Below are 26,334 nucleotides of genomic sequence, written 5' to 3' on the forward strand. Positions count from 1 at the left end.
TTCTGTTTGCCCCGGCTTTGGCGTGCCGCGGTGCTCGAGATGCATGGCATGGTCACACCGGCGGTGTCAATTTCTGCAGATTAGAATTCTGCAGGTCGGAACATTTTTATATCATATCGTACTATGGCACCATCTTGTGCCCGTCTGTGGCCTTGACAAGTCTGGGCTCGGCGGGGCACGTCTTTGAAAACTGCAGATCATAATTCCGCAATGCAGAATTCATGGGGAGGGAAGATGGCTTCGGTCCATACTGCGATCACCGACGGCGTTGCCGTGCTCACCATCGTCAATCCGCCCGTCAATGCGCTGGGCGTCGCCGTTCGTTCCGGCCTGGTCGAGGCGGTGGCCGCGGCCGTCGCCGATCCCGCTGTGCGCGCGCTGGTGCTGGCGGCGGAGGGCAAGGTGTTTGTGGCCGGTGCCGACATCTCCGAATTCGGCAAGCCGCCGCTGCCGCCGTCGCTGCCCGAGGTGGTGGCGGTGATCGAGGATTGCGCCAAGCCGGTGGTGGCCGCCCTCAATGGCGCGGCCTTGGGCGGTGGCCTGGAGCTGGCTCTCGCCTGTCATGGGCGGGTGGCGGCGCCCGGCGCCAAGCTGGGCCTGCCCGAGATCAAGCTGGGGCTCATCCCCGGCGCCGGCGGCACCCAGCGCCTGCCCCGCATCATCGGCGCGGCGCCAGCCTTTGCCCTCATGTCCTCCGGGGATCCGGTGGACGCGCGCAAGGCCCTGGCCCTCGGCATGGTCGACGAGATCGCCGAAGGTGATCTTCTGGCCGCCGCCATCGCGTTGGCGGTGCGCCTCGCGGCGGCCGGCGGCTGGACCAAGACCCGTGCGCGGGCCGACAAGTTCAGCCCCGAGGATCGCGCCGCCTTCGAGGCGGCGGCCGCCGCCGCCCTGAAGCGCGCCGGCCGGGTGCCCAATGTGCCGGCCCTCATCGAGGCGGTGCGGGCCTGTCTCGATCAGCCGTTCGCCGAGGCGCTCGCCGTGGAGCGGGCGCGCTTTTCCGCTCTGGTCAATGATCCGAGCGCCCGGGCCCTGCGCCATATCTTCTTCGCCGAGCGCGAGGCGGCGCGCATTCCCGGCATCGGCAAGGAGGTGAAGGCGCGGCCCATCGCCAAGGCGGCGGTGATTGGCGCCGGCACCATGGGCGGCGGCATCGCCATGTGCTTCGCCCAGGCCGGCATTCCGGTCACCCTGATCGAGGTGAAGCCCGAGGCGCTGGAGGCCGGCATGGCCCGCATCCGCGCCAATTACGAGACCTCGGTGAAGCGCGGGTCCCTCACGGCGGAGGCCATGGCGGACCGCCTGTCGCGCATTCTGCCGGCGGTGGGGCTCGAGGCCGCCGCCGATGCCGACATCGTGGTGGAAGCTGCGTTCGAGGATATGGGCGTGAAAGCCGAAATCTTCGGCGCCCTCGACAGGCTGACCAAGCGTGGCGCCATCCTTGCCTCCAACACCTCCTATCTGGACGTGGACGCCATCGCCGCCACCACCGGGCGGCCACAGGATGTGGTGGGGCTGCATTTCTTCAGCCCGGCCAATGTGATGCGCCTCTTGGAAGTGGTGCGCGGGGCGCAGACTGCGCCTGACGTTCTGGTGACCGCCATGGGGCTCGGCCGCACCCTCGGCAAGCTGCCGGTGGTGGTGGGCGTGTGCTACGGCTTCGTCGGCAACCGCATGCTGGCCAAGCGCACCGAGGCGGCCGAGCGCCTGCTGCTGGCTGGCGCGCTGCCCCATGAGGTGGATGCGGCGGTGACCGATTTCGGCTTCCGCATGGGGCCGTTCGCCATGGCGGACCTGGCCGGCCTCGACATCGGCTGGCGCGCCCGCAAGGCGGCCGGAGACAAGGCGGTGAAGGCGCCGGTGGCCGATGCCCTGGCCGAGCAGGGCCGATTCGGCCAGAAGACCGGCCGCGGCTTCTATCTCTACCCGGAAGGCGCGCGCGCCGGCGCGCGGGACCCGGAGACCGAGGCGCTCATCGCCACCCTGGCGGAGGCGCGCGGCATCGCCCGGCGCAGCTTCACGCCCGACGAAATCCTCGCCCGGCTGTTCTATCCCATGGTCAACGAGGGGGCGAAGATCCTGGAAGAGGGGATCGCCGCCCGCTCCGGCGACATCGATATCATCTGGGTCAACGGCTACAACTGGCCGGCCTTCACCGGCGGCCCCATGCAATGGGCCGAGGAGGTGGGGCTGGCGACCATCGTTGCCGGGCTAGAGCGCTTCGCGGCCGAGACCGGCGACGCGAGCCTCGCCCCCTGCGCCCTGCTGCGCCAGCTCGCCGCCGGCGCCGGCTCGTTCGCCGCCCGGGATGCGGCGTGATGGCCGGTGAAGGGGCGAAGGCCCCCGGAACATCCGGCACCGGGGCGGAGTCGATGCCCTGGCAGGCGCATTTCCCGGACGTCTGCGACTGGGCGGCGCCGCTCGACATCACCACCCTGCCGGAGCTGCTGGCGGCCGGCGTCGCCGCCGGGGCGGACAAGCCGGCCCTGGATTTCCGCGGCGCCAAGATCACCTATGGCGCCCTGGCCCGGGAGGTGGAGCGCCTCGCCAGCGGCTTTGCCGCCGAGGGCGTGGGGCACGGGGACAATGTGGCCCTGCTGCTGCCGAACACGCCCTATCACCCGCTCGCCTTCTTCGCCTTGACCCGGCTGGGCGCCAGGGTGGTGCACATCTCGGCGCTCGATGCGCGCCGGGAGATCGTCCACAAACTGAAGGTCACCGGCGCGCGGCGGCTCATCACCACCAATCTGCCCGGCTTCCTGCCGCACGCGCTGGAGATGCTGGCCGAAGGCGTCGTCGACACGGTGCTGGTGGGGGACGACGCCCGCTTCGGCGCCGGCGAGGTGCCGGCTCTGCCCATGCCCGACCAGCCCGGCGTCCGCGACCTTGGCGCCGTGCCGCGGGATGCGCCGCTGACCGCGCCCCTGCCGGCGGTGGACGACATCGCCGTGCTGCAATTCACCGGCGGCACCACCGGACTGCCCAAGGCGGCCATGCTGAGCCACGGCAACCTCACCGCCGCCGTCGCCATGTACCGGCTGTGGCGCGATGGTGGGCGGCCGCTGGTGGCAGGCCAGGAGCGCATCATCGCGGTGCTGCCCCTGTTCCACATCTACGCCCTCACCACCGTGCTGCTGCGCCACCTGCGCGACGGCAACGAGATCCTGCTGCGCCAGCGGTTCGACGTGGAGACGCTGATCCACGACGTGAGCGCGCTGAAGGCCAGCCAGTTCTCCGGCGTGCCCACCATGTGGGTGGCGCTTTTGAACCGGCCGGGGGTGGAGGCGGTGGATTTCTCGTCGCTGAAATCCTGCGTCTCCGGCGGCGCGCCGCTGCCGTTCGAGGTGCAGGCGCGCATCGAACGGCTCGTCGGCCTCCAGCTCAACAATGGCTGGGGCATGACCGAGACGGCGCCGGCGGGCTCGCGGGTGCCGGAGCGGGTGCCGCGCCGGCCCGGCCTCATCGGCGTGCCGCTGCCGGGCCTCGCCCTGCGCATCGTCGCCATGGATGACCCCGCCCGCACCCTGCCGGTGGGCGAGGTGGGCGAGATCGCCATCCGTGGCCCCAACGTGTTCAAGGGCTATCTCGACGACCCGGCGGGCACCGCCGGCGCGTTCCACGACGGCTGGTTCCTCACCGGCGACATGGGGCGCATGGACGAGGAAGGTCTGTTCGAGATCGTCGACCGGCGCAAGAACATGATCATCTCGTCCGGCTTCAACGTCTATCCGGCGGCGGTGGAGAACGCCATCTACGAGCATCCGGCGGTGGAGGAAGTCATCGTCATCGGCGTGCCGGATGCCTATCGCGGCCAGTCCGCCAAGGCCTATGTGAAGCTGAAGGCGGGGGCGGCGCCCTTCACGCTGGACGAGCTCACCACCTTCCTGGCCGATCGCCTGGGCCGGCACGAGATGCCGCGGGCCCTCGAATTCCGCGAGGCGCTGCCGCGCAGCCCGGTGGGCAAGCTCCTGCCCAAGGTGCTGATGGCGGAAGTCGCCGCCGACGTCGAGGCCGCGGCCGCCGCCGCCATCGCCCGCACCACTCCTGAAACACACTGAAATCAAGACGAGGAAGCGTTCATGGTCGATGCCGTCATCGTCTCCACCGCGCGCACGCCCATCGGCAAGGCGCAGCGGGGAGCCCTCAACATCACCAAGGGGGCGGACATGGCCGCCCACGCCATCCGCCATGCCCTGGCCCGCGGCGCGGTGGATCCGGCCAGCGTGGAAGAAGTGGTCATGGGCTGCGGCTATCCGGAAGGAGCCACCGGCGGCAACGTCGCCCGCCACGGGGCGCTGGTGGCCGGCATTCCGGTGACCGCCACCGGCGTCACCGTGAGCCGCTTCTGCGCCTCGGGCCTGGAGGCCATCGCCCACGCCGCCAAGCGCATCGTCATGGATGGCGTGCCGGTGGCCGTGGCGGGGGGCGTCGAATCCATATCGCTGGTGCAGCCGGTCAATCGCGAGCTCTATCGCAACGACTGGCTTTCCGCCCACAAGCCCGACGTCTACGTCTCCATGATCGAGACCGGCGACACCGTGGCCAAGCGCTATGGCGTCACCCGCGCGGCGCAGGATGAATTCTCCTTCGCCAGCCAGCAGCGCACCGCCGCCGCCCAGGCGTCTGGCGTGTTCGACAATGAGATCGTTCCGATCACCGTCGAGAAGGAGCTGACCAACAAGGACACCGGCGAGACCCGCCGCGAAACGGTGACCCTCGCCAAGGACGAGGGCAACCGGCCCGAGACCACCCTGGAAGGCCTTTCCAAGCTGAAGCCGGTGCGCGGCGAGGGCGAGTTCGTGACCGCCGGCAATGCCTCCCAGCTCTCCGATGGCGCCTCCGCCTCGGTGCTCATGTCCTCCACCGAGGCGGCGCGCATCGGCGCGCCGGTGCTCGGCATCTTCCGCGGCTATGCCACCGCCGGCTGCGAGCCGGACGAGATGGGCATCGGCCCGGTGCATGCGGTGCCGCGGCTGCTGGCGCGCCAGGGCCTCAAGGTCTCTGACATCGGCCTGTGGGAGCTGAACGAGGCGTTCGCCTCCCAGTCGGTCTATTGCCGCGACACGCTGGGCATCGATCCTGAGATCTGCAACGTCAACGGCGGCGCCATCTCGGTGGGCCATCCGTTCGGCATGAGCGGGGCGCGCCTGGTGGGCCATGCGGTGCTGGAAGGCCGGCGGCGCGGCGTGCGCTATGCGGTGGTCACCATGTGCATCGCCGGCGGCATGGGGGCGGCGGGCCTCATCGAAATCAATCCGGAGGCCTGAGCCATGGATCTGCGCTTCACCCCCGAAGAGGTGGCCTTCCGCGAGGAGGTGCGCACCTTCTTCCGCACCGAAATCCCCGCCGAGATCCGCGCCAAGGTCTCCGAGGGCCGCAAGATGGCGCGGGAAGACTATGTGTCCTCCCAGCGCATCCTGAACGACAAGGGCTGGGCCGTGCCCCACTGGCCGGTGGAACATGGCGGCCAGAACTGGAGCGCCGTTGAGCGCTACATCTTCATGGAAGAGCTGATGCAGGCGGCGGTACCGCTGCCGCTGCAGTTCAACTGCCACATGGTGGGCCCGGTGATCGCCACCTTTGGCAACGAAGCCCAGAAGGCGCGTTTCCTGCCGCGCATCAAGAGCCTGGAGGACTGGTGGTGCCAGGGCTTCTCCGAGCCCGGCGCGGGTTCCGACCTCGCCTCCCTCAAGACCCGCGCGGTGCGCGAGGGCGACCATTACATCATCGACGGGCAGAAGACCTGGACCACGCTTGGCCAGTATGCCGACTGGATGTTCTGCCTCGCCCGCACCGATCCCGCCGCCAAGAAGCAGGCGGGCATCTCCTTCATCCTCATCGACATGAAGAGCCCGGGCGTCACCGTGCGCCCCATCATCACCATCGACGGCCGGCACGAGGTGAACGAGGTGTTCCTCGATGCCGTGAAGGTGCCGGTGGAGAATCTGGTGGGCGAGGAGAACAAGGGCTGGGACTATGCCAAGTTCCTGCTCGCCAACGAGCGCACCGGCATCGCCCGCATCGGCATGTCCAAGGAGCGCATCGCCCGCATCAAGCGGCTTGCCAAGGCGGCCCCCGCCGGGGCCGGCACCATGTGGGACGATCTCGACTTCCGCTCCCGTCTCGCCTCCGTCGAGATCGAGCTGAAGGCGCTGGAGATCACCCAGATGCGGGTGGTGGCGGCGCAGGCGACGCGCGATCCCACCAAGCCCGATCCGGCCTCCTCCATCCTGAAGATCAAGGGCTCGGAACTGCAGCAGGCGACCACCGAGCTGCTGCTGGAGCTGGCTGGGCCGCAGGCGCTGGCCTCCGGTCGCGCGGAGGCCGGCCACAATGACGCCGAGGCGCTGTTCGCCTGGGCCGATACCGCCGCGCCGGTCTATTTCAACACCCGCAAGGTGTCCATCTATGGCGGGTCCAACGAGATCCAGCACAATGTGATCGCCAAGGCGATCCTCGGCCTGTGAGGAGAAACTGATGGATTTCGATCTCACGGACGAGCAGTCCCTGCTCAAGGATACCGCCCAGCGCTGGGCTGCCGACACCTACGCGGGCATCGAGGCGTTGGACGCCGCCCGCGCCGAGCCCCTGGGCTTTGCGGAAGCGAAATGGGCGGAGCTGGCGGAGCTCGGCCTGCTCGGCCTGCCGTTCGCGGAGGCCGATGGCGGCTTCGGCGGCGGACCGGTGGAGACCCTGGTGGTGATGGAGGCGCTGGGCCGGGCGCTGGCGCCGGAGCCCTACCTCGCCAGCGTCATCCTCGGTGGCGGCGCGGTGCGGCTTGCCGGCACCGAGGCCCAGCGCGCGGCGCTGTTGCCGGGGCTGATCGACGGTTCGGCCCGCCTCGCCTTCGCCCATTCCGAATTGCAGGCCCGCTACGATCTCAATGACGTGGCCACCACCGCCCGGGCGGTGGACGGCGGCTTCCGCCTCGATGGCCGCAAGAGCGTGGTGCTGAATGCCGATGCGGCGAAGACCCTGGTGGTCAGCGCCCGCACCGCCGGCGCCCGGCGCGACGCCGCCGGCATCACCCTGTTCGTGGTGCCCTTGGATGCGGCGGGCGTCTCGCTCACCGCTTATCCCACCCAGGATGGCGGGCGCGCGGCGGATGTGGTGCTGGTCGACGTGTTCGTGCCCGCCGATGCCGTGCTCGGCGCCGTGGATGGCGGCCTGCCGGTGGTGGAGCGGGTGGTGGAAGGCGCCATTGCCGCGGTCTGTGCCGAGGCGGTGGGCCTGATGGAGGCGCTCACCGATCTCACGGTGGAGTATCTCAAGACCCGCAAGCAGTTCGGAGTGGCCATCGGCGCCTTCCAGTCGCTCCAGCACAAGGCGGTGGACATGTTCGTCGCCCTGGAACAGGCCCGCTCCATGGCGCTCTACGGGGGCATGATGGTGGCGGCCGAGGACGCGGACGAGCGTCGCGTGGCGCTCTCCGCCGCCAAGGTGCAGATCAACCGCTCGGCGCGCTTTGTCGGGCAAACCGCGGTGCAGCTGCACGGCGGCATCGGCATGACCATGGAATATATCGGCGCTCATTACTTCCGGCGCCTCGCCATGATTGAGCTGATGTTCGGCGACACCCCATATCACCAGCGCCGGGTCACCGACGCCGGAGGCCTGGTGGCGGCCGCCTGAGTGACTGCAGGGCGCGGGGGCGAGGCCCCTGTCCCCTCAGATTAACGGCCCCGGTGTTTCATCGGGGCCGTTTTGCTTTGGTGGCCCCGGGGCTCGGCGGCGAGGTCTGACCGGTGCGGCTTCCGGCTCCATGCGCATGTGCCGCGATCCCCCCCTGTCGACGTCCCTCGCTCTTGGAGCGGGGACGGCGGCAGGGTTTTCGCTCCAAGCGGTGCCGGCTATCGGCGGGCGGGGCTCACTTCAGCCGTTCCAGGATCGACACGTAATTGGCCACCGCCGCGCCGCCCATGTTGAAGATGCCCACCGTGTCGGCATCCTTGATCTGCATGTCGCCGGCTTCGCCCAGAAGCTGCATGGCGCCCAGCACATGCATGGACACGCCGGTGGCGCCGATGGGGTGGCCCTTGGCTTTCAGCCCGCCGGAGGGATTCACCGGCAGCTTGCCATCCTTCTGGGTCCAGCCCTCGCGGATGGCCTTGTAGCCTTCGCCCGGTGCGGTGAGGCCCATGGCTTCGTATTCGATCAATTCGGCGATGGTGAAGCAGTCGTGGGTTTCCACCAGGCTCAGGTCGTCGAGGGTCATCTCGGCGTCGGTCAGGGCCTTGGCCCAGGCCCGGCGGGCACCGTCGAAGGCGATAGGATCGCGCCGCGACATGGGCATGATGTCGTTGGCCTGGGCGCGGGCGCGGAACGCCACCGCGCGGGCCATGGTGCGGGCGGTTTCCTCATCGGCGATGACGAGGGCGGCGGCGCCGTCGGACACCAGCGAGCAGTCGGTCCGGCGCAGCGGCCCGGCCACCAGCGGGTTCTTCTCCGACACCGTGTTGCAGAAGTCGAAGCCGAGGTCCTTGCGGAACTGGGCGAACGGGTTGGCCATGCCGTTTCTGTGGTTCTTGGCGGCGATGTGGGCGATCTCCGCCGAGCGGTCGCCATAGCGCTGGAAGTAGTTCTCGGTGATGCGGCCGAAGACCCCGGCAAAGCCGCCGGCGATGTCCGCTTCTTCCTTGCGATAGGAGGCGTTGAGCAGGATGTCGCCCACCTCCGCATTAGGCTTGGCGGTCATCTTCTCCGCGCCCACCACCAAAGCGATGCGACCGCGCCCGCTTTCGATGAAATCGAGGGCCCCGTTGATGGCGGCCGATCCTGTGGCGCAGGCATTCTCGAACCGCACCGCCGGCACCGGGCCGAGCTCGGGCACCGACAGGGCCGGCATGGCGCCCTGGAAATCCTGCTTCTGGAAGCCGGCGTTGAACACGCCGACGAAGATGCCATCCACCTGATCGGGGGTGATGCCGGCATGCTCCAAAGCGGCGCCGGTGACGCGGCCCATGAGGGCCTCGGTGTCGGGATCCTCCAGCTTGCCGAAGGGGGAATGGGCAAAGCCCACGATGGCGGCGCGCGTCATGGCATGTCTCTCATGTTGGGGATCACAGGAAGCCGATGGAGAACCAGGGCACGGCGGCGACCACCACCAGGCCCAGGAACAGAGCGACGAGATAGGCGAGGATGGGGCGCATGCCGGCCACCGGGTCCACCCGGCCGATGGCGCAGGCGGCGTAATAGCCAACCCCGAACGGCGGGGCGAACAGGCCGATGCCCATGGCGAGGATCACCACCATGGCATAATGCACCTCGTGGATGCCCACCGCCCGGGCGATGGGGAACAAGAGCGGCCCGAACAGCACGATGGCGGGAATGCCCTCCAGCAGCGAGCCGAGCACGATGAAGGCCAGCACCGATACCGCCATGAAGGTGATGGCGCCGCCCGGCAAATGGGTCATGGTGTCGGCCAGCGCCCGCGAGAAGCCCGATTGGGTGAGGCCCCAGGCCATGGCGGTGGCGGTGCCGATGATGAGCAGGATGGCACCCGACAGGGAGGCGGTCTCCACCAGCATGGGCACAAGCCGCCGCCACGCGAACCGGCGATAGACGAAGAGGCCCACCAGCACCGAATAGGCGATGCCGATGGTGGAGACCTCGGTGGCGGTGGCCACCCCCTCGATCACCGCCGCGCGGATCACGAACGGCAGCGCCAGCGCCGGCACGGAGATGACGAAGGCCCGGCCGATTTCGCCCCAGGCCGCCTTCTTCACATGGCTCAGATCCTCGTGCCGGTAGCGCGACCACACCACCAGGCACAGGGTCACCGCCAGCACCAGGCCGGGCAGCAGGCCGCCGGTGAACAGAGCGGCGATGGAGACGCCGGTGACCGAGCCGATGGTGATGAGGACGATGGACGGAGGAATGGTTTCGGTCTGGGCGCCGGTGGCCGAGAGCAGGGCGACGAGGTCGCCCTCCTTGGCGCCGCGCGCCTTCATCTCCGGGAACAGCACCGGGGCCACCGCCGCCATGTCCGCCGCCTTGGCGCCGGAGATGCCGGAGACCAGATACATGGCCCCCACCAGCACATAATGCAGGCCGCCGCGCACATGGCCCAGCAGGCTGGCGAGAAAGGCCACCATGGCCTTGGCCATGCCGGTCATCTCGATGAGCTGGCCAAGGAACACGAACAGCGGCACCGCCAGCAGAATGAGGTGGCTCATGCCCTCGTCCATACGGCCGACCAGGGTCAGCATGGGGGTGCGGGTGGTGAGCGCCAGATAGCCGAAGGTGGCCAGGCCGAAAGAGAAGGCGATGGGCACCCCGGCGAGCACGCACACCGCCACCACGCCGACGAAGAAGATGAGGAGGTTGTAGTTGCCAAGCCCTTTCAGGCTCGGCCCCAGCAGCCAGAAGCCGGCGATGATGGCACAGGTGACGAGCAGCGCCTGCGCCACCAGCAGCGGCCGGCCCAGCTTCACGAGCTTGAGCACCGCGAACGCCACCATCAGCGCGAGGCCGGTGGCGAGGGCGCTGGCCCGCCAGGAATTCTCAAGGTCCAGGGCCGGGGTGCGGATGAAGGCTTCCTCCTCCGCATAGTCCAGCGCATGGGGCAGCACCATGAGGCAGAAGGCGAAGGCGAAGGTGATCGCGCACACCTCCAGCAGGGCGCGGCCCTGCGGTCCCACCATGCCGGCGACGATGTTCATGCGCATGTGCTCGCCGCGGCGGAACGCCACCGCCGCGCCCAGCATGGCGAGCCACAGGAAGAGGATGGAGGCGAGCTCGTCGGACCAGATCAGCGGGCTGTGCCAGACGTAGCGGGACAGCACGCCGGCGAACAGGATGACGATTTCCGCCGCCACCAGCAGCGCCACCGGGATCTCCACCATGCGGCCGAGCACGGTCTCCATGCGGCCGGCGAGGCGCGTCAGGGCCGTCGGCGGGCCCTGCCAGGGGGGCGCGGCGCTGGAATGGAGGCTGGCGGCGGGTGGGGCGGTCGATGGGGTGGTCTGAAGGCCGGCCCCATCATAAGCGGTGGCCGGGGCGTGGCCATGAGCGGGCGCGACAGTCCCGTCGCGCCGGTCGAATCCCTGCATTCGGCATGTCCTTCCCGGGGGCGCCGTCTTGGTTGCGGCGCATGGAGGTTCCGGCTGGCACCGGCCTCGCTTTTCGGGAACGCATGCTGGCGGAGCCCACGGGGGATTGCAATCCCCCGTGGGCCGCGGGACGGGGGCCTCAGGCCCCTTCAGCCAGCTTGTGCTTGCGCACGAAGTCGTGGAATGCCGCCAGCTGCCCCTCGATGAAGGACAAGGTGCCCTGATCGGTGAGCACGCCGTCGGTGACCTTGGTGTGGACGCCGCCCACCATCACCTCGGGCACGTTCATCACCGCCATGTCGAGGCATACCAACACCTGGCGCAGGTGATACTGGGCCCGGGCGCCGCCGATGACGCCCATGGAGGCGGACTGGATGAGGGCCGGCTTGCCCTTCAGCGGCTTGGTGGGCACCCGCGACAGCCAGTCGATGGCGTTCTTGAGGCCGCCGGGAATCGAGTAGTTATACTCAGGTGTGACGATCACCAGCGCATCAGCGGCGGCGACGGTGGTGGCGAGCTGGGCGACGCTGTCGGGAATGCCGGCGGCTTCGATGTCGCCGTCATAGATGGGCAGTTGTGCGATGGAGGGCAGCAGCTCCACGCTCACGCCCTCGGGCGCGATGCCGGCGAGCGCGCGGGCGACGGCCGCGTTGAAGGATCCCTTGCGCACGCTGCCCACCAGAACGACCCATTTCATGGTTCGACCTCTTGTCTCTCACGCCGGCATGATGCCGACACGGAACATGAGCACAAAGCCGCGGTCATGTCAGGCGTCTGCAGATTGCACGCGGGGCCGGGTCAGCCGATCCGCACCATGTGATTGTCGAACCGCGGGCCGCCGGTGCGCCGGCCGGTGATGCCGACGCCGTCGTCATGGGCGGCGATGCGGATGACCTCGCCATAGCCGCTGGCGGCGATGAAGGTGCCGGCCTCATAGGTGGACGCGAGGCTGCAGCCGTCCATCAGCGGCACCATGCCGATGTAGCGTCCGTCGGCGCGCCACACCCCCACCCGGCCGCCCCGCGGCGAGGAACAGGCGACATAGCGCCCCGAGGCATCATAGGCCACCGAGCCCACATAGCCGCGCAGCTCCCGCCAGGCGGTCTCCGGGGCATCGAAGGGCCGCAGCGCGCCATCGGCATAGATGCCGAACAGCAGCGGCCGGGCGACGCCGTCATTGAGCAGGTCCTGCGCCGCCACCACCGTGCTCCGCGCGCCGTCGCGCGCCAGATGGCGCAGGGACAGGCTGGCAAGGTCGTCCGACAGGCGGCCCTCGCCGCGCTGGCCGCCGGAGGCGGGATCGAGCACGGTGATGGAGGAGCCGGTGACCTCCGCATCCCGCGCTTCGGGCGTGTGAGGCTCGATGCCGCCATTGGCCACCACCAGCATGTCGCCGGAGCGCAGCAGGTCGTGCGGTCCGTCGCCCTGGGTCGGCCATTCTTCGATGATGGCGAAGCCTCCGGCCACGTCGCGCCGGGCGATGATGCCCCGGCCCATGGTGCGCCGTCCGTCCGCGTCCTGCGGCCGCTCGATCTCGTTGGTCAGGAAGAAACGCCCATCGGGCGTGAAGCGGCCATGGCCGGAGAACACCCGCCCGGCGCCGGGGGTGAAGGTGGAGACGGGGGCGCCGCCCTGGTCCCAGCGGAACACCACCGCCACGTGGCCGGGCCGCCGCCCCACCGCCACCGCCAGCGGACCGGTGGGGCTGGCTTCCACCCCGTGCAGGCGGGCCGGCGCCGGGGCGCGGACATCGGCGGCGTTCGCGGCATCCACGCAGACGGCGGCGAAGCCGTCGTCGATGCCGGCGGTGGAGAGCCAGCCGCCGGTGGGGCCGCGCGCCTCGGCGGCGCCCAGCTGTGTCCACGCCGGCAGGGTGAGCAGGGCACCGAGGGTGAAGCTGCGTCGAGAAAGAAGGCTCATGAACGGGTCTCCCGCAGGGCGAGGGGGTGCGGGTCAATCGGCCCGGTGCGGATCATGGTGCCGGCGCGTCGGCATCGGCTCAGTCGCCATCCAGGGCATTGAAGCCGAGGGAAATGCCGAAATAGGAGGCCATCGGCCGGTAGACGGTGAGCTGGGCGGCCTTGAAGGTCTTGATGTCGGCCTGCAGGGCGGCGGCGCCGGCGGCGGTCTCGGCGGCGGCGCCGAGGTCGGCCGGCAGCTTGTCAGCGGCCGCGTCGGCGGCACCGGCGGCTTTGTTCACCACATATTGTGGTCGGCTCGGCATCTGGGTGGCGACGGCGCGCAGGAGATCGTCGGCGCTCTTGACCATGTTGGCCACTACCCGGCCGGAGCGGCCGGAGCGCCAGCTGTCGGCCAGGGCCGGCTTGGCCGCATCGGGCCCGGCGCCCAGCACCGGCAGCAGCTTGGTGTCGGTGACCCGCTGGAAGGCGCCGGAGAGATCGGTGAGGATCATGCCCGGCAGCGCCGCCGCGTCGGGGAACAGGGCCGGGTCGCCCTTGCCGGCGGCCAGGGCGGCCAGCAGGCCGGTGCTGCGATCGCCCCAGGCGCCCCGCACATCATGGGCGATGGTGGACAGGTTGGTGGCGATGGCGCGGCCGAAGGCGCAGCGCCGCTCGGCCTCGGCGCCCGACACCAGCGCCGTCTCCGCCTCCTTGTCGAACAGCAGCCGCTCCAGCGCCGGCAGGCCCTGCACTGCGGCGCTGGTCTGGTCGAAGCGCTCGGGGGAGAGGCGGCCGGCGTCGGCATCGGCGATCACGTCGGCCATGCCGCGGGCGATGCCGTTGCGACGATCCGGGAAGAAGCTGAAGCGGTCGGCCCGCAGGTTCTGGCTGATGGGGCCGAAGGTGATGAACTCCACCGCGTTCCAGGCATCCGCGGTCTTGCCATAGGCGGCCTTCAGGGCCGGCACGCCGGCGGCATCGGGCTTGTCGCAGAAACTGGTCCAGGCCGCCTTCTGGGCGTCGGCGGCGCTGGCGAGGGCGTCATAGCGCGGCAGCAGCCAGGTTTCGAGGATGGGCACCGCATCGAGCTTGGCATCGGCGGCCGATGCGGCGAGCGGCAGGCCGGCGAGGGCCACCAGGGTGGTGGCTGCACCGAGCCGGGTGAGCACCTTGCGCGCCGTGGCGAAGGCTGGGCGGGCAATCATCTCAAGCATGCGACACCGTCTTCCGACACCTAGAGGGATGAAACGTACTTCAACAATATAGCTTGCTGGCGCGCGGGCAGGGACTGGAAGCGGGCCGCGGCGGCGGCGGCCTCGCCCCCATGCCAGCGCACCGCCTCGGCCACCGTGCGGGCGCGGCCGTCGTGCAGCAGACCCGTATCATGGGCGAGGGCCTGCGACACACCCGCCAGCGGCGCGGTGCGCCACTGGGACGCGCCGACCCCCGGCTCCGGCATGGTGTCGCCGAGATCAGGCCCCATGTCGTGCAGCAGCAGGTCGGAGAACAGGCGGGCCCGACCGCCATCGGCGGTGGGCAGTTCCGGGCGATGGCAGGCGGCGCAGCCGCTGCTGGCGAACAGCGCGGCGCCATGTTCCAGGCTGGCTTCGGACAGAGGGTGGGGCGCGGGCACCGGCAGCGACGCCACATAGGCCACCACGCGGTTCAGCACCTCGTCGCCGATCTCCAGGCCCGGGCTGCCGTCGGTGCCCGGCGCGTGGGCGCCGTGCGGCGCCGCCAGGCACGCGGCCTGCGCCGGCGTGCAGTCGCCGGCGGGCGAGGGATGATGCGAATTGGACATGCCCATGTCGAGGAAGAACGCCTCGGCGCTCTGGCTGGCGAGATCGGGCTGGCTCGCCTTCCAGCCGAACCGGCCGATACGGACGCTGCCGTCGGGCTGGGGAATGCGACGGGCCAGCCCGTGCACGCCATCGGCGCCTTGGGCCTGCTCCGCCTCCAGCGCCATGAGGGTGGCATCGGACACCGCCGCCATGGCGCCGCGCCCATGCATGTCTGGCGCCACCCGCAGCGACAGGCCGCTCTTGGCATCGAGCGGGCCGTAGGCCAGCGCGTCGAGCCGTGGCGCCCGTTGGCGCCGCCCGTCGGGCAGGGGGGTGTCGGTTGTGGCGATGATGCCTTCGGGGGGAAGCCCGGGCACCGCATCGATCTGCAGCCGGCGGCCATAGACCGGATCGGCGGCCCCGTCCGCCTGGCCGATCATGACGATGACGCCGCGCCCGTCCAACTGCCCCCGGGCATCGAACACCGCGCGGGCCCGTCCGCTGGCGGGATGGCAGGAGGCGCAGGAGCGGGCATCGAACAGCGGGCCGAGGCCGTCGTCCGCCGTGGTGGAGGAGGGGGCCGGCACCCAGGGACGTTTGAACAGCGCCTTGCCGATATGCACGTCGAGGGAATCCAGCGCCAGCGCCGGGGTCACCCCCAGCAGCAGCGTCAGCACCAGCGCCGCGGCGCCGCGGGGCCGAAGGCGCCCGCCCATCATGCCACCCGGAACCAGCCCATGAGGCCGGAATCCATGTGCTCCAGAATGTGGCAGTGGAACACCCAATTGCCGCTGGCCGCCTTGAAGGCGATGTCCACGGTCTCGTTGGGCTCGACGATCACCGTGTCGGCGAGAAACTGCGGCAGGGTCTTCTTCTTCGATGATGACAGCACCTTGAACACATGCCCGTGCAGATGCATGGGGTGCACGTGCTTGGTGACGTTGGTGATGGACAGGACATAGCTCTGCCCGGCCTTCAGCACGTTCAGCGGCGGCGGCAGCCGCAGGTCGGCGCCGGCCCCCCAGGAGGTGCGGTTGATGGCCCAGAAGGTCTTGTCGCCCACGCACCGGGACTCGATGAGCGCCTTGGCGAGGGGATCGTCCGGCGGCAGCGGCGGGGCGATGGCGGTGGCGCCCGCCGAGGTCTGCACCAGAAAGTCGAGATGGCTCGCCCCGGCGATGTCCGGCAGCGGCAACTCCTTCGGCACCGGCAGGGCCTTGGGCTTGAAGGCGGTCTTCTTCCGGCCCTTGTCCACCGCCACCAGGGTGGTGAGCAGATAGGGCTCGGCGGTGCGGTAATCGTAGATCTTCACTTCCTGGCCTGGTCCGGGCATGCGCACATGCACGTCAACCCGCATGGCCGGGCCCATGCGCCACACATTGTCGGGCGCGTCGTTGAGCAGGAAGGGCCTGGTCGCCTGGCCATCGCAGGCGATCACCGCCGCCTCGTCCACGTCACAGCCGAAATCGATGACGCGGGTGGCATCGGCGACGATGGTGCGCACCCGCACGTCGCCATAGGCGGGGGCTTCCACCCGCGGCGGGATGGGCGAGCCATTGACCGCGCGCACGGTGCCGAAGCTGCCGGCGGTGGAGGCGCCTTCATCGGTGAACATGGTGAGGAAGCGACCGGCCTCGTCGAGGCGCCAGTCCTTCACCGCGATGATGTGCTCCAGGTCGAAGCCGAGCTTGCGGTCGGCCGGGTCCTCCACGAACAGGAGGCCGACGAGGCCGCGGCCCACCTGGCCAGTTTCGTCGCAATGGGGATGGAAGAAATAAAAGCCGGGGTCCGGTAGCGGCACGTTATAGGCGAAGCGGCCGCCGGGCGGCACCGTGGGCTGGGTGATGGGGGCGACCCCATCGAAAATATAGGGGCCGCGGATGCCGTGCCAATGCACGGTGGTGGGGTCCGGCAGCCGGTTCTCGAAATCCACCATCAGCCGCGTGCCCTGGGGCGCGCGCAGGGTGAGGAACGGGGTGGTGTTGTAGGCACAGAAGCGGGACGTGGCGGGCTTGCCCGCCCCCAGCAGGGGCACCTCGGTTTCCGCCGCCACCAGCGACAGGTGCCGTTGGGGCGCGTCCGGGGGCAGGGTGTCCACGGCCTCGGGGAGACCCTCGCCAAGGGCGGAGGGGGCGGCCAGGGCCGCGGCGCCCGCCGCAGCCCCTCCCAAGATCAACGCACGACGTGAGATCAACGCACGACGCGAGATCATGGCTTCGGCCTCACTTTCGCGACGGGCGCGCCCGCCTCACTTCTGACCGACCGAGGACGGGTCGTCGAGGCTGGCGGAGCCCTCCATCTTGATCTGGAGCTTCAGCACAGCCACCCCGCGCTCGATGGCGTGGGCCTGGGCCACCAGGGCATCGACGCCGGCCTGGATGAGCTTGGCGCCCTTCTCATTGCCCTCGCCGAGCATCTGGTCGTAGGCCATCTCGCCGGAATCCGCCGTGTCCTTGATGGCCTTGAGGGCCGCCAGCGCCGCGTCGGACTTCTGGTCGATCTCGTCGGCGACCTTGGGGTCGGCGGCGCGGATCAGGTCGGCCACCGAGGGGCCGGTGACAGCGCTGCCATCGGGCTTGGTGAAGCGGCCGTAATAGACGTCGCGGATGCCCACTTCGTCGTAATAATGGGAGTTGTGGGTGTTGTCCGAGAAGCAGTCGTGCTCTTCCTCGGGATCGTGCAGGATGAGGCCGAGCTTCATCCGCTCGCCGGCGAGCTCGCCATAGGAGAGCGAGCCGAGGCCGGTGAAGATGGTGGCAAGGCCCGCGTTGTCCTTCTTCTTCAGGAGCGCCTTGCGGGCCGCGCCCTTGGGCGCCCACGAGTCGGACATCTCCTTGAGATCGTCCACCAGGGTCTGGGTGGCGACCTTGAGATACTGGCCGCGACGATCGCAATTGCCGTTGGTGCAGGCCTTGAGGTCATAGTCGGTCCAGGAGCGGACGCCGGCGCCCGGGCCGGTGCCGTTCAGGTCCTGGCCCCACAGCAGGAACTCGATGGCGTGCCAGCCGGAGCCCACATTGGCCTCGACGCCGCCGGCGGTGTTGAGATCATGCAGCAGCTTCGGCGTGATCTTGGTGACGTCCACCGTCTTCTTGCCGATGCGGATGGACTTGGAGGCGATCACATTGGCGGTGTAGAGCGGATTCTCATCGGAAGTATCGCCATACTTGGCCTTGTCCACGTAATCGATGAGACCCTCATCGAGCGGCCAGGCGTTCACGTTGCCTTCCCAGTCGTCGACGATCTTGTTGCCGAAGCGGAACGCCTCGGTCTGCTGGTAGAAGGTGCGCGCGCTCTTCCAGGCGTCCTTGGCCTTCTGCTGGGTCTCGGCGCTGGGCGCCGCGACGAAGGCGTCGATGGCCTGCTGCATCTCCTTCGCCGTGGCGTACGAGGCATCGTACATCACGTGAGCGAGATCGGCATAATGGGTGATCACATCGCGGGCCTTCGGCGCGTCGGCAAACGCCGGGGGCGCAAAGCTCACCACGGCGGCGACCGCGCCGGCAATCCAGTGCGCGCGCATCAACCTCTTCTCCTCATTGGAACATGGCATAAACGATAGGGCGAACGACAACCCGTGAACCCAGCGGCAGATTAGGCAGGCGGGCGCGCCGGGCGCAAGGCGCTGTCCAAATAATGGAATCGTTCTACGGAAAGCTCTCGCTGGGTCATTTGTAGCAAAAGAGTCGCGTGGCCAAGCAAAAGTGCATGCTGGCTGCTGCTGCGGATGGCGCCATTGCTCCGCTGCGGGGGGGGGGGCGCAAATGCGCCGCAAGCGCTTGCGGGCAGGCCCGCGTCCGCCGCTGCCGCGCGCCGGGCGGCAGCGGCGCACAAGTCTGGAGAGATTCTAATAAATGGGGCCGCGGATGACAGTCGGCAGGGGCGGGTGTAGGGACTTGTCTGCTGGAACCACGGCTTGAGGCGCCAAAGGCGTCGCCAATCCTTGGGCTCCGACCTTTTTTGAGTATTTCTAAACTGAAATTTCCAGCCGCGGGTTCCGGTGTCGGGCCTGCGGTGAGCAGATGCCGAGGCCCAGTTGCTTCATCGCGGCGCGGCGTGAATGGGAGATCTGTGATGTTGGCGGCCCTCCTCGTCGTGTTTCGTGAAGTGCTGGAAGCGGGCATCGTCATCGGCGTGGTGCTGGCCGCCTCCGAAGGCATCCGCGGCCGCGGCCTGTGGATCAGCGCCGGCGTTCTGGGCGGCGTGCTCGGCTCGGCCCTGCTCGCCATCTTCGCCGAGCGCATCTCCAATCTGTTCGACGGGTCCGGCCAGGAGGTGCTCAACGCCGGCATCCTCGCGGTGGCGGTGGTGATGCTGGTGTGGACCGTGGTGTGGATGGCGAGCCACGGCCGCGAGATGGTCATTCAGATGCAGGCCATCGGCAAGGATGTGCAGGAAGGCCGCAAGCCACTCACCGCTCTGGCGGTGGTGGTGGGCATGGCGGTGCTGCGCGAGGGCGCGGAGATCGTGCTGTTCGTCTATGGCATCATGTCCACCGGCATGGAAACCGTCTCCAACGTGCTGATCGGCGGCTTGCTTGGGCTGGCGGCCGGCGCCGTGGTGGCGTTCGTGCTGTATCGCGGCCTGGTGGCGGTGCCGCTGAAATACCTCTTCAAGGTGACCGCCGCGGTCATCACCCTGCTGGCTGCGGGCCTGTCGGCTCAGGTGGTGGGCATCCTGCAGGATGCCGGCTTCATCCAGTCGCTGGCGGATCCGGTCTGGAATACCAGCTGGCTGCTCGCCGATGACGGCGCGGTGGGACGGGTTCTGCGCACCCTGGTGGGCTACCGCGCCGAGCCGACCGGCATGCAGGTGATCGCCTATCTGGCGACGGTTGCGGTGATCGTCGCGCTGTCGAGCATCGTCAACACGCGGATTGCCCGGGCCAAGCAGCTGGGCCGCCCCGCGCGGGCCTGAGCTGCCCGCCGGCGCGGGAGTGCCCCCGGCAACCCGCGCCGCGACATGTTCGCCTCGTCTCGATGGCGCGGGCAACGCGTGGCGGGCATCCTCTGGCGAGCCTCCCACTTCGGAAGTTGGCCTTTGGTGGCATGAATGGCGGATTCGCGCTATGTGGGAGCAGCGCCTGGGCCGTCGGTCGGCGCTCCGCAGATGGCGCGGCCCGATCGCCGGCGCCGCCCGCACGCAGAGGAGACACCGTGACCCAGGACTCTTCATCGCGCCTGTTTCTGCGCGTGGATTTTCCGGATGGCCGCCGGCTGGGCCCCGGCAAGATCCGGCTCTTGGAGGCCATCCGCGAGCATCGCTCCATCCTCGCCGCGGCGAAGGCCATCGGCATGAGCTATCGCCGGGCCTGGCTGCTGGTGGATGAACTCGACCACATGTTCGAGCAGAAGGTGATCCTCACCTATCCCGGCCGGCGGGGCGCCGGCACCGAGGTCACCGCCTTCGGCGAGCGCGTCATCGCCCTCTATCGGGCCATGGAGCGGCAGGCCGCCAAGGCGGTGCGCAGCTCGCTGGATGAGCTCACGAGCTCTCTTGCGGCAGAGAGCGGGCAGACACGAGACGCAGACCCGGCGCCGCTGAATGCGAAGGCGGGGTGAAAGGCTCGTCGCGCGCCTCGAAATGGGGCGAGCGGCTGTCCACGGCGACCGCCTTGATCATCGCCCAGACCGGCATGCCGGGCTCGAGGGCGAGCCGTTCCACGCTTTCGACGGTGACGAGGGCATGCAGCAGACCTTTGTGCGGTAATTCCACCGCCACATCGGCATAAGGCCCCTCCTCGCGGCGGATGTCGCGGATGACGCCGGACAGGCGGTTGGTCACCGAAACGTCGATGGGCCGGGACAGGGAGAGCGCCACGTCGCGCGAGCGGATGCGGGCCCGCACCGGCGCACCCGGCGGGCGATCCACCAGTGGCACCCGCAATTCGCCGTCGGCGAAGGTGATGGTGGACAGGGCGAGGCTGGTGTCGTGGCTCTTCACCTTGCACTCGAAGATGGTGCCGAGATCGAACCGCCCCAGCACCGGCAGCAATTCGCGCCGTGACAGCACCTCGGACAGGGGGCCGGCGGCGATCACCGTGCCGTTCTGCACCGCCGCCACCACGTCGGACAGGCGCAGCACCTCGTCGATGGAGTGGCTGACATAAAGGATGGGCAGGCGCAGGTCGTCGCGCAGCCGCTCCAGATAGGGCAGGATCTCCGCCTTGCGCATCTCGTCGAGGGAGGCGAGGGGCTCGTCCATCAGCAGCAGGCGCGGCTGGGCCAGCAGCGCCCGGCCGATGGCCACGCGCTGGCGCTCGCCGCCGGAAAGGGTGTGCGGCCGCCGCTTCAGCAGCGGCTTGATGCCCAGCATGTCCACCACCGCATCGAAACCGATGGACTGGTCGTGCCGGGCGCGCCGCTGGCCGTAGCGCAGGTTGTTCTCCACGCTGAGGTGGGGGAACAGGCGCGCATCCTGGAACACATAGCCCACGCGGCGCTTCTCGATGGGCAGGTCGATGCCCTTGGCGGAATCGAAGAAGACCTCGTCGCCCACCTGGATCCGCCCCTTGTCGGGCTTCACCGAGCCGGCCACCACCTGGATGATGGTGGTCTTGCCCGAGCCGGAGCGGCCGAACAGGGCGGTGACGCCCATGCCGGGGGCGTTGAAGTGGGCTTCCAGGCTGAAGCCGGTGCTGCGGGTGAGGCTGACGTCGATCTCGATCATATCCGCCCCAATGCAATCTTGATGCGCCGATCGGCCATTTCCGCCAGGATCAGGGCGCTGAGGGCCAGGACCACGGACACCACCGTGAGCCGCAGGGCCATGGCGTCACCGTCGGGCATGTGGGTGGCGCTGTAGATGGCGAGCGGTATGGTGCGGGTCTGGCCTTCCACGTTCGACACGAAGGTGATGGTGGCGCCGAACTCGCCCAAGGCGGAGGCCAGGGAGATCAGCGCGCCGGACAGGATACCCGGCAGCATCAGCGGCAGCGTCACGGTGAAGAAGGCGTCGAGCTTGCTGGCGCCCAGGGTGCGGGCCGCCGTCTCGATGCCCTTGTCGACCCCGTCGATGGCGAGGCGGATGGCATTGACGGAGAGCGGAAAGCTCACCACGGCGGCGGCCACGGTGGCGCCGGCGGTAGTGAACATGAGGCTGATGCCGAACCAGTCGTACAGATATTGGCCGAGATAGCCGCGGGTCCCCAGAGTGATGAGCAGGATATAGCCGACCACGACTTTGGGCAGCACCAGGGGCAGGTGGACGATGCCGTCGAACAGGCCTTTGCCGGGAAACTCGACGCGCGAGAGAATCCAGCCCACGAAGATGGCCGGCGGCATGCTCCAGACGGTGGCCCAGAACGCCACCCTCAGGCTCAGAACCACCGCTGTCCATTCATCCGGTGTCAGCAGCATGAGAAAAATCCGGCCAGCAATGTCACAAAAATTCTAAACCGAACGGAGCGTCGAGGCGATGCGTAATGCCCCGCTCCGGCAAATGCGGCAGCTCACGTCCGTCGGCCAAGCAGCGGGCGGCGCCGCGCTCGGGTCCGGCCAGGCAGCCGGACCCGATGGCATCCCTCATTTCACGACGAAGCCGTACTTCTTGTAGATGTCCTTGGCCTCGGGGCTGGTCAGGAAGGCGAAGAAGGCCTTGGCCTCGGGGGTGTCTTGACCCTTCACCAGGGCGAACGGATATTCCACCGGCGGGTGGCTGTCGGCCGGGAACACGGCAACCACCTTTACATTCTTGGCGATGGCGGCATCGGTGGCGTAGACGACGCCATAGGGCACCTCGCCACGCTCCACCAGGGCGAGGGCGGCGCGCACGCTCTCGGCGCCGACGATGCGGGGCGCCACCTTGTCCCAGACACCGAGGTTGGTGAAGGCGGTCTTGGTGTAGATGCCCGCCGGCACGCTGTCGACGAGGCCGGTGGCGATGCGGCCGTTGGGACCCAGCAGCGCCTCGATGTCCATGCCCTTGGTGATGGTCACCGGCTTGGCCTTGTCGGCGGGGGCGATCAGCACCAGCGCGTTGCCGATGGGCACCACCCGCGAGGAGGGAATGATGAGGTCCTTCTTCTCCACATAGTCCATCCACTTGATGTCAGCGGAGGCGAAGATGGAGGCCGGCGCACCCGCTTCCATCTGCTTGGCCAGGGCGGAGGAGGCGGCAAACGAAAATCTCACATTCGGCTTGCCCATGGCCTCGTAGGCCTTGCCGATGTCCTGGAAGGCATTGGTGAGGCTGGCGGCGGCGAAGGTGGTGACGGTGGCGCTGGCGGCGGTGGTGGCCGCGACGGGCTGTTCCGCCCGGGCGGTGCCGACGAAAGCGGACGCAACCAGCAGGCCCAAAACCAGGCCGCGCCGCGGGAAGGCAAAATTCATCATGGCAATGATCCCCCTTTTGGTATGTTCTTTCATATATAGGATAGGCTAGTGAGACAAGGTTGCTGATGCCGCACTGCGGTAGGCGTTTCAGACCCCTGCGGGTCGCGCTGCTGGGGGCGAGGCTAGCGCCTGTTTCCGGTGCCTCGCGCATCGGTGGCTGGCGCGGCAAAACGCCCGCGACAGGGGTGTCGCGGGCGTGGGTGTCGGTGAGGGGATCGAAGGGCCGGGGTTGGGCCTCAGGCGAGCCCCATCCATTTCAGGGCCAGGGCGCCGGGCGCCAGCATGGCGAAGGCCCAGAGCCCCGCACTCGCGACGTTGGCGATCTGGAAATGGCTCTGGCGCATGGCCAGCACCCCGGCGACCAGCGGCACCACCGCGCGCACGGGGCCGAAGAAGCGGCCCACGGCCACGCCCCAGACCCCGAAGCGGTGGAAGAAATCCTCCGCCCGCACCACCAGGTCGGGCCGGCGCGAGAGTGGCCAGAAGGTCTTCGCCCGTTCCTTATAGTGGAAGCCGAACCAATAGGAGACGGCATCGCCCAGCGAGGCGCCGGCGGCGGCGGCCAGCCAGATGGGGAAGAAGTGCAGGCCCGAGGCTTCGATCAAGGCGCCGATGGCCAGCAGCAGCACCGTCGCCGGGATGAAGAAGGAAATGAGCGCCAGGGACTCGCCAAAGGCGAGACCGAACACCACGGCCGGCGCCAGGTGCTGATGCTCCTTCACGAAGCTGACGGTCAGGTCGATCAGGGTCTGCGGGTCGAACATGGGGCCTCCGCCCGCCATGTGGGGCGGCGCGCGCGCGGGGTCAAGGAGACATCCGGCGGCGGCGCCGGCAGGGCGGTGTCTGCGCGCCCACTGCGGCGAAAAAACGTGCGGTGGCGCCGTTCGGTCTAAAAAAGCGCGGGGGCTGGCTGCGGCTGCCTTGAAATCGTCATGGGAATGCGTCATATGCGCTGCCGTAGCCCGGCATCGGGTGGCGACGTTTTCGCCCCACACTGTGATGCCGGCGCTTTCGGGCCGCGTAGCGGAGACCGCTCGGAGCTTCTCCTCGAAGTGTCGCAGGCGGCTTTGCCCGAATTCAATGTTTTCGATTGGACACCCCTGGCCACGCGGGATGTCGAAGATCCCGCGAACCGCGTGTTCGCGGCCGCTTTCGGCCGCGCGCGATGCCGTTCGCCCATGAAAGACAGAGCTTGACCTCTTTTTCTGCTCTCGGCCTCGCCGAGCCCATCGTCCGTGCCCTCACTGAAGAACAGCACGTGACGCCGACGCCTATTCAGGCCGAAGCCATTCCCCAGATTCTCGCCGGCCGCGACCTCATCGGCATTGCCCAGACGGGCACCGGAAAGACCGCCGCCTTCGCCCTGCCCATCCTCGATCGCCTGGTGCGCCATGGGCGCCGCCCGGAGCCGCGCAGCGCGCGGGCCCTGGTGCTCTCGCCCACCCGTGAGCTGTCGGGCCAGATCGTCGACAATTTCGAGAAGTTCGGTCGCCACAGCCGCATCTCGGTGGCGCTCGCCATCGGCGGCGTGCCCATGGGCCGGCAGATCCGCGCCCTGGCGCGTGGCGTCGACGTGCTGGTGGCCACCCCCGGGCGGCTGCAGGATCTGGTCGAGAACAACGCCGTGCGGCTCGACCAGGTGGAAGTGTTCGTGCTCGACGAGGCGGACCAGATGCTGGACATGGGCTTCGTCCATGCCATCCGTGCCATCGTCAAGCGGCTGCCGCAGAAGCGCCACTCGCTGTTCTTCTCGGCCACCATGCCGCAGGCCATCTCCGATCTCGCGGGCTCCATGCTGCACGAGCCCGTGCGCGTGGCGGTGACGCCGGTGGCCAAGACCGCCGATCGCGTCGATCAGCGGGTGATCCTGGTGGACAAGTCCAACAAGGCGCAGCTGCTGGCCGAGGTGCTCTCCAAGGAGCAGATCGACCGCGCCCTGGTGTTCGCCCGCACCAAGCACGGCGCCGACAAGGTGGTGCGCGTGCTCGCCAAGGTGGGCCTCGCCGCCGAGGCGATCCACGGCAACAAGTCGCAGAACCAGCGTGACCGCGTGCTGGCCGCCTTCCGTGAAGGCACCGTGCGCACCCTGGTGGCCACCGACATCGCCGCCCGCGGCATCGACGTCACCGGCGTCAGCCACGTCATCAATTTCGACCTGCCGAACGTGCCGGAAAGCTATGTGCACCGTATCGGCCGCACCGCCCGGGCGGGACGGGAAGGCATTGCCATCTCGTTCTGTGACCAGGAGGAGCGCGCTTATCTGCGGTCCATCGAGCGGCTGATCAAGATGCAGATCCCGTCCGAGGATCGGCGGGGGTCGGCGGCCACCTTCGCGGTGCCGGAGGGCGAGCCGATCACCTCCGCTCTGGTGGATGAGCCGCGCGAGCAGCGTCGCGGGCCGCGGGGCGCCGGGCGTCCCAATGGTCAGCGTCCGGGCGGTCAGCGCTCCGGTGGCGCGCGCGGGACGGGGCAGCGCCCCGCCGGCGAGGGCCGCCGCAGCGACGACAACCGCGGCAACGGCCAGCGCGCCGAGCGCGACGGGGCGACCCGCCGCGAGGGGGCGCCCGCCGGTGGTCGCGGCAAGGATGCCCGCGCCGATGCGGCCGGCGCCGGCCGTGATGCCCGCAAGGCGGGCCCCGCCCGTGAGGCGCGGCCCCACGGCGCCCGCCCGCAGCAGCCCCGCTCGGAAGGGCGGAGCGCCGGCCGTGGCGACGACGCCCGTTCCTCCGGTGGAGAGATGGGCGGCATCGGCTTCATGAAGGCCGTGTCGAACCGATCGGGCCAGCGCAACCCGCCGCAGGGCGGCGGCGCCAAGCGCCCGGCACGGTGATTGCTGGGGTCCGGGCCGGCGGAAAAAGCTGCCGCCCGGACATCTCACCTATGGGCCGATGCGCGGATTCGTGACATAAGCCCGCCACGTTTGCCCCAACGGGGCCATTGGAGACGAGTCTATATGGCGAAGGAAGAACTGCTGGAGTTCGAGGGAACCGTGACGGAAGTGCTGCCCGACGGCAACTTCCGCGTGCGTCTGGACAACGACCATCAGATCCTGGCCTACGCGGCCGGCAAGATGAAGAAGAACCGCATCCGCACCATCGAAGGTGATCGGGTGGTCGTGGAGATGTCGCCGTACGATCTCGATCGCGGTCGCATCAACTTCCGTCACAAGGCCGAAGGGTCTGGTCCGCCTCCCGGCGCCCGTCGTCAGCAGAATTTCCGGCGGCGCTGAGCGAGCCTGTTCCCGGCCCGTCCGGTTAGGGTGTCGCGG

The 26,334-nt window shown here is 69.1% G+C and carries 21 protein-coding genes; 9 read left to right on the top strand and 12 right to left on the bottom strand.

The window, feature by feature from the left end; translation table 11 throughout:
* Window positions 1-234 precede the first annotated feature (234 nt).
* Genes ACU4E7_RS13515 through ACU4E7_RS13535 form a run of 5 tightly spaced genes read left to right on the top strand, consistent with a single transcriptional unit; the run spans window position 235 to window position 7,632 of the window.
* Window positions 235-2,319 carry a 3-hydroxyacyl-CoA dehydrogenase NAD-binding domain-containing protein gene (locus ACU4E7_RS13515; RefSeq protein ID WP_447019157.1) on the top strand — a complete coding sequence of 695 codons (2,085 nt, stop codon included), beginning with the start codon at window positions 235-237 and terminating at the stop codon, window positions 2,317-2,319.
* Window positions 2,319-4,058, top strand: a complete 1,740-nt coding sequence (locus ACU4E7_RS13520; RefSeq protein WP_447019158.1) for an AMP-binding protein — start codon at window positions 2,319-2,321, stop codon at window positions 4,056-4,058. The genes ACU4E7_RS13515 and ACU4E7_RS13520 overlap by 1 nt, the downstream gene beginning before the upstream one ends.
* A gap of 21 nt (window positions 4,059-4,079) precedes the next feature.
* Window positions 4,080-5,267, top strand: a complete 1,188-nt coding sequence (locus tag ACU4E7_RS13525) for an acetyl-CoA C-acyltransferase (protein WP_238121481.1) — start codon at window positions 4,080-4,082, stop codon at window positions 5,265-5,267.
* A gap of 3 nt (window positions 5,268-5,270) precedes the next feature.
* A complete protein-coding gene (locus ACU4E7_RS13530) occupies window positions 5,271-6,467 on the top strand; it encodes an acyl-CoA dehydrogenase family protein (RefSeq protein ID WP_447019159.1) in 1,197 nt (398 codons plus the stop codon).
* Between the two features lie 10 nt (window positions 6,468-6,477).
* A complete protein-coding gene (locus tag ACU4E7_RS13535; protein ID WP_447019160.1) occupies window positions 6,478-7,632 on the top strand; it encodes an acyl-CoA dehydrogenase family protein in 1,155 nt (384 codons plus the stop codon).
* Window positions 7,633-7,867: 235 nt separating this feature from the next.
* Here ACU4E7_RS13535 and ACU4E7_RS13540 read toward each other — a convergent pair whose 3' ends face one another.
* The 8 genes from ACU4E7_RS13540 to ACU4E7_RS13575 form a co-directional block, all read right to left on the bottom strand.
* The gene (locus ACU4E7_RS13540; protein WP_447019161.1) at window positions 7,868-9,037 is read right to left on the bottom strand and encodes an acetyl-CoA acetyltransferase; all 1,170 of its coding nucleotides are present in this window, start codon (window positions 9,035-9,037) and stop codon (window positions 7,868-7,870) included.
* Window positions 9,038-9,059: 22 nt separating this feature from the next.
* Entirely contained in the window at window positions 9,060-10,865 is a 1,806-nt protein-coding gene (locus ACU4E7_RS13545; RefSeq protein WP_238122011.1) for a TRAP transporter large permease, read from the bottom strand.
* 325 nt (window positions 10,866-11,190) lie between these two features.
* Window positions 11,191-11,748, bottom strand: a complete 558-nt coding sequence (locus ACU4E7_RS13550; RefSeq protein ID WP_238121488.1) for an NADPH-dependent FMN reductase — start codon at window positions 11,746-11,748, stop codon at window positions 11,191-11,193.
* A 101-nt stretch (window positions 11,749-11,849) separates the two neighbouring features.
* Window positions 11,850-12,971 (bottom strand): DUF1513 domain-containing protein, encoded by a 1,122-nt coding sequence (locus tag ACU4E7_RS13555; protein WP_447019162.1) that lies wholly within the window; start codon window positions 12,969-12,971, stop codon window positions 11,850-11,852.
* Window positions 12,972-13,050: 79 nt separating this feature from the next.
* The gene (locus ACU4E7_RS13560) at window positions 13,051-14,166 is read right to left on the bottom strand and encodes an imelysin family protein (RefSeq protein ID WP_447019163.1); all 1,116 of its coding nucleotides are present in this window, start codon (window positions 14,164-14,166) and stop codon (window positions 13,051-13,053) included.
* A gap of 20 nt (window positions 14,167-14,186) precedes the next feature.
* Window positions 14,187-15,452, bottom strand: a complete 1,266-nt coding sequence (locus tag ACU4E7_RS13565; protein ID WP_447019164.1) for a di-heme oxidoredictase family protein — start codon at window positions 15,450-15,452, stop codon at window positions 14,187-14,189.
* Entirely contained in the window at window positions 15,449-16,945 is a 1,497-nt protein-coding gene (locus ACU4E7_RS13570; RefSeq protein WP_238121496.1) for a multicopper oxidase family protein, read from the bottom strand. The genes ACU4E7_RS13565 and ACU4E7_RS13570 overlap by 4 nt, the downstream gene beginning before the upstream one ends.
* Before the next feature lie 36 nt (window positions 16,946-16,981).
* Window positions 16,982-18,256, bottom strand: a complete 1,275-nt coding sequence (locus tag ACU4E7_RS13575) for an imelysin family protein (RefSeq protein WP_238121497.1) — start codon at window positions 18,254-18,256, stop codon at window positions 16,982-16,984.
* A 551-nt stretch (window positions 18,257-18,807) separates the two neighbouring features.
* On the opposite strand from ACU4E7_RS13575, the gene ACU4E7_RS13580 reads away from it, so the two are divergent.
* Window positions 18,808-19,650: an FTR1 family iron permease gene (locus ACU4E7_RS13580; protein WP_447019165.1), complete on the top strand. Its 843-nt coding sequence runs from the start codon at window positions 18,808-18,810 to the stop codon at window positions 19,648-19,650.
* Between the two features lie 239 nt (window positions 19,651-19,889).
* Window positions 19,890-20,294 (top strand): winged helix-turn-helix domain-containing protein, encoded by a 405-nt coding sequence (locus ACU4E7_RS13585; RefSeq protein ID WP_238121501.1) that lies wholly within the window; start codon window positions 19,890-19,892, stop codon window positions 20,292-20,294.
* Here the strand turns inward: ACU4E7_RS13585 and modC are convergent.
* From modC to ACU4E7_RS13605, 4 genes are all read right to left on the bottom strand, one after another.
* Window positions 20,218-21,402 carry a molybdenum ABC transporter ATP-binding protein gene (modC, locus tag ACU4E7_RS13590; protein ID WP_447019166.1) on the bottom strand — a complete coding sequence of 395 codons (1,185 nt, stop codon included), beginning with the start codon at window positions 21,400-21,402 and terminating at the stop codon, window positions 20,218-20,220. The genes ACU4E7_RS13585 and modC overlap by 77 nt on opposite strands.
* Window positions 21,399-22,091: a molybdate ABC transporter permease subunit gene (gene modB / locus ACU4E7_RS13595; protein ID WP_447019167.1), complete on the bottom strand. Its 693-nt coding sequence runs from the start codon at window positions 22,089-22,091 to the stop codon at window positions 21,399-21,401. Before modB ends, modC begins: the two co-directional genes overlap by 4 nt.
* 165 nt (window positions 22,092-22,256) lie before the next feature.
* Window positions 22,257-23,066: a molybdate ABC transporter substrate-binding protein gene (modA, locus tag ACU4E7_RS13600; protein ID WP_238121503.1), complete on the bottom strand. Its 810-nt coding sequence runs from the start codon at window positions 23,064-23,066 to the stop codon at window positions 22,257-22,259.
* A 236-nt stretch (window positions 23,067-23,302) separates the two neighbouring features.
* The gene (locus ACU4E7_RS13605) at window positions 23,303-23,830 is read right to left on the bottom strand and encodes a DedA family protein (RefSeq protein WP_238121504.1); all 528 of its coding nucleotides are present in this window, start codon (window positions 23,828-23,830) and stop codon (window positions 23,303-23,305) included.
* Window positions 23,831-24,231: 401 nt separating this feature from the next.
* Here ACU4E7_RS13605 and ACU4E7_RS13610 point away from each other — a divergent pair, with 401 nt between their 5' ends.
* The gene (locus ACU4E7_RS13610; RefSeq protein WP_447019168.1) at window positions 24,232-25,896 is read left to right on the top strand and encodes a DEAD/DEAH box helicase; all 1,665 of its coding nucleotides are present in this window, start codon (window positions 24,232-24,234) and stop codon (window positions 25,894-25,896) included.
* Window positions 25,897-26,019: 123 nt separating this feature from the next.
* Window positions 26,020-26,295 (top strand): translation initiation factor IF-1, encoded by a 276-nt coding sequence (gene infA, locus ACU4E7_RS13615; protein WP_238121507.1) that lies wholly within the window; start codon window positions 26,020-26,022, stop codon window positions 26,293-26,295.
* Window positions 26,296-26,334: the final 39 nt, after the last annotated feature.

It is taken from the genome of Xanthobacter sp. ZOL 2024 (assembly GCF_052932325.1).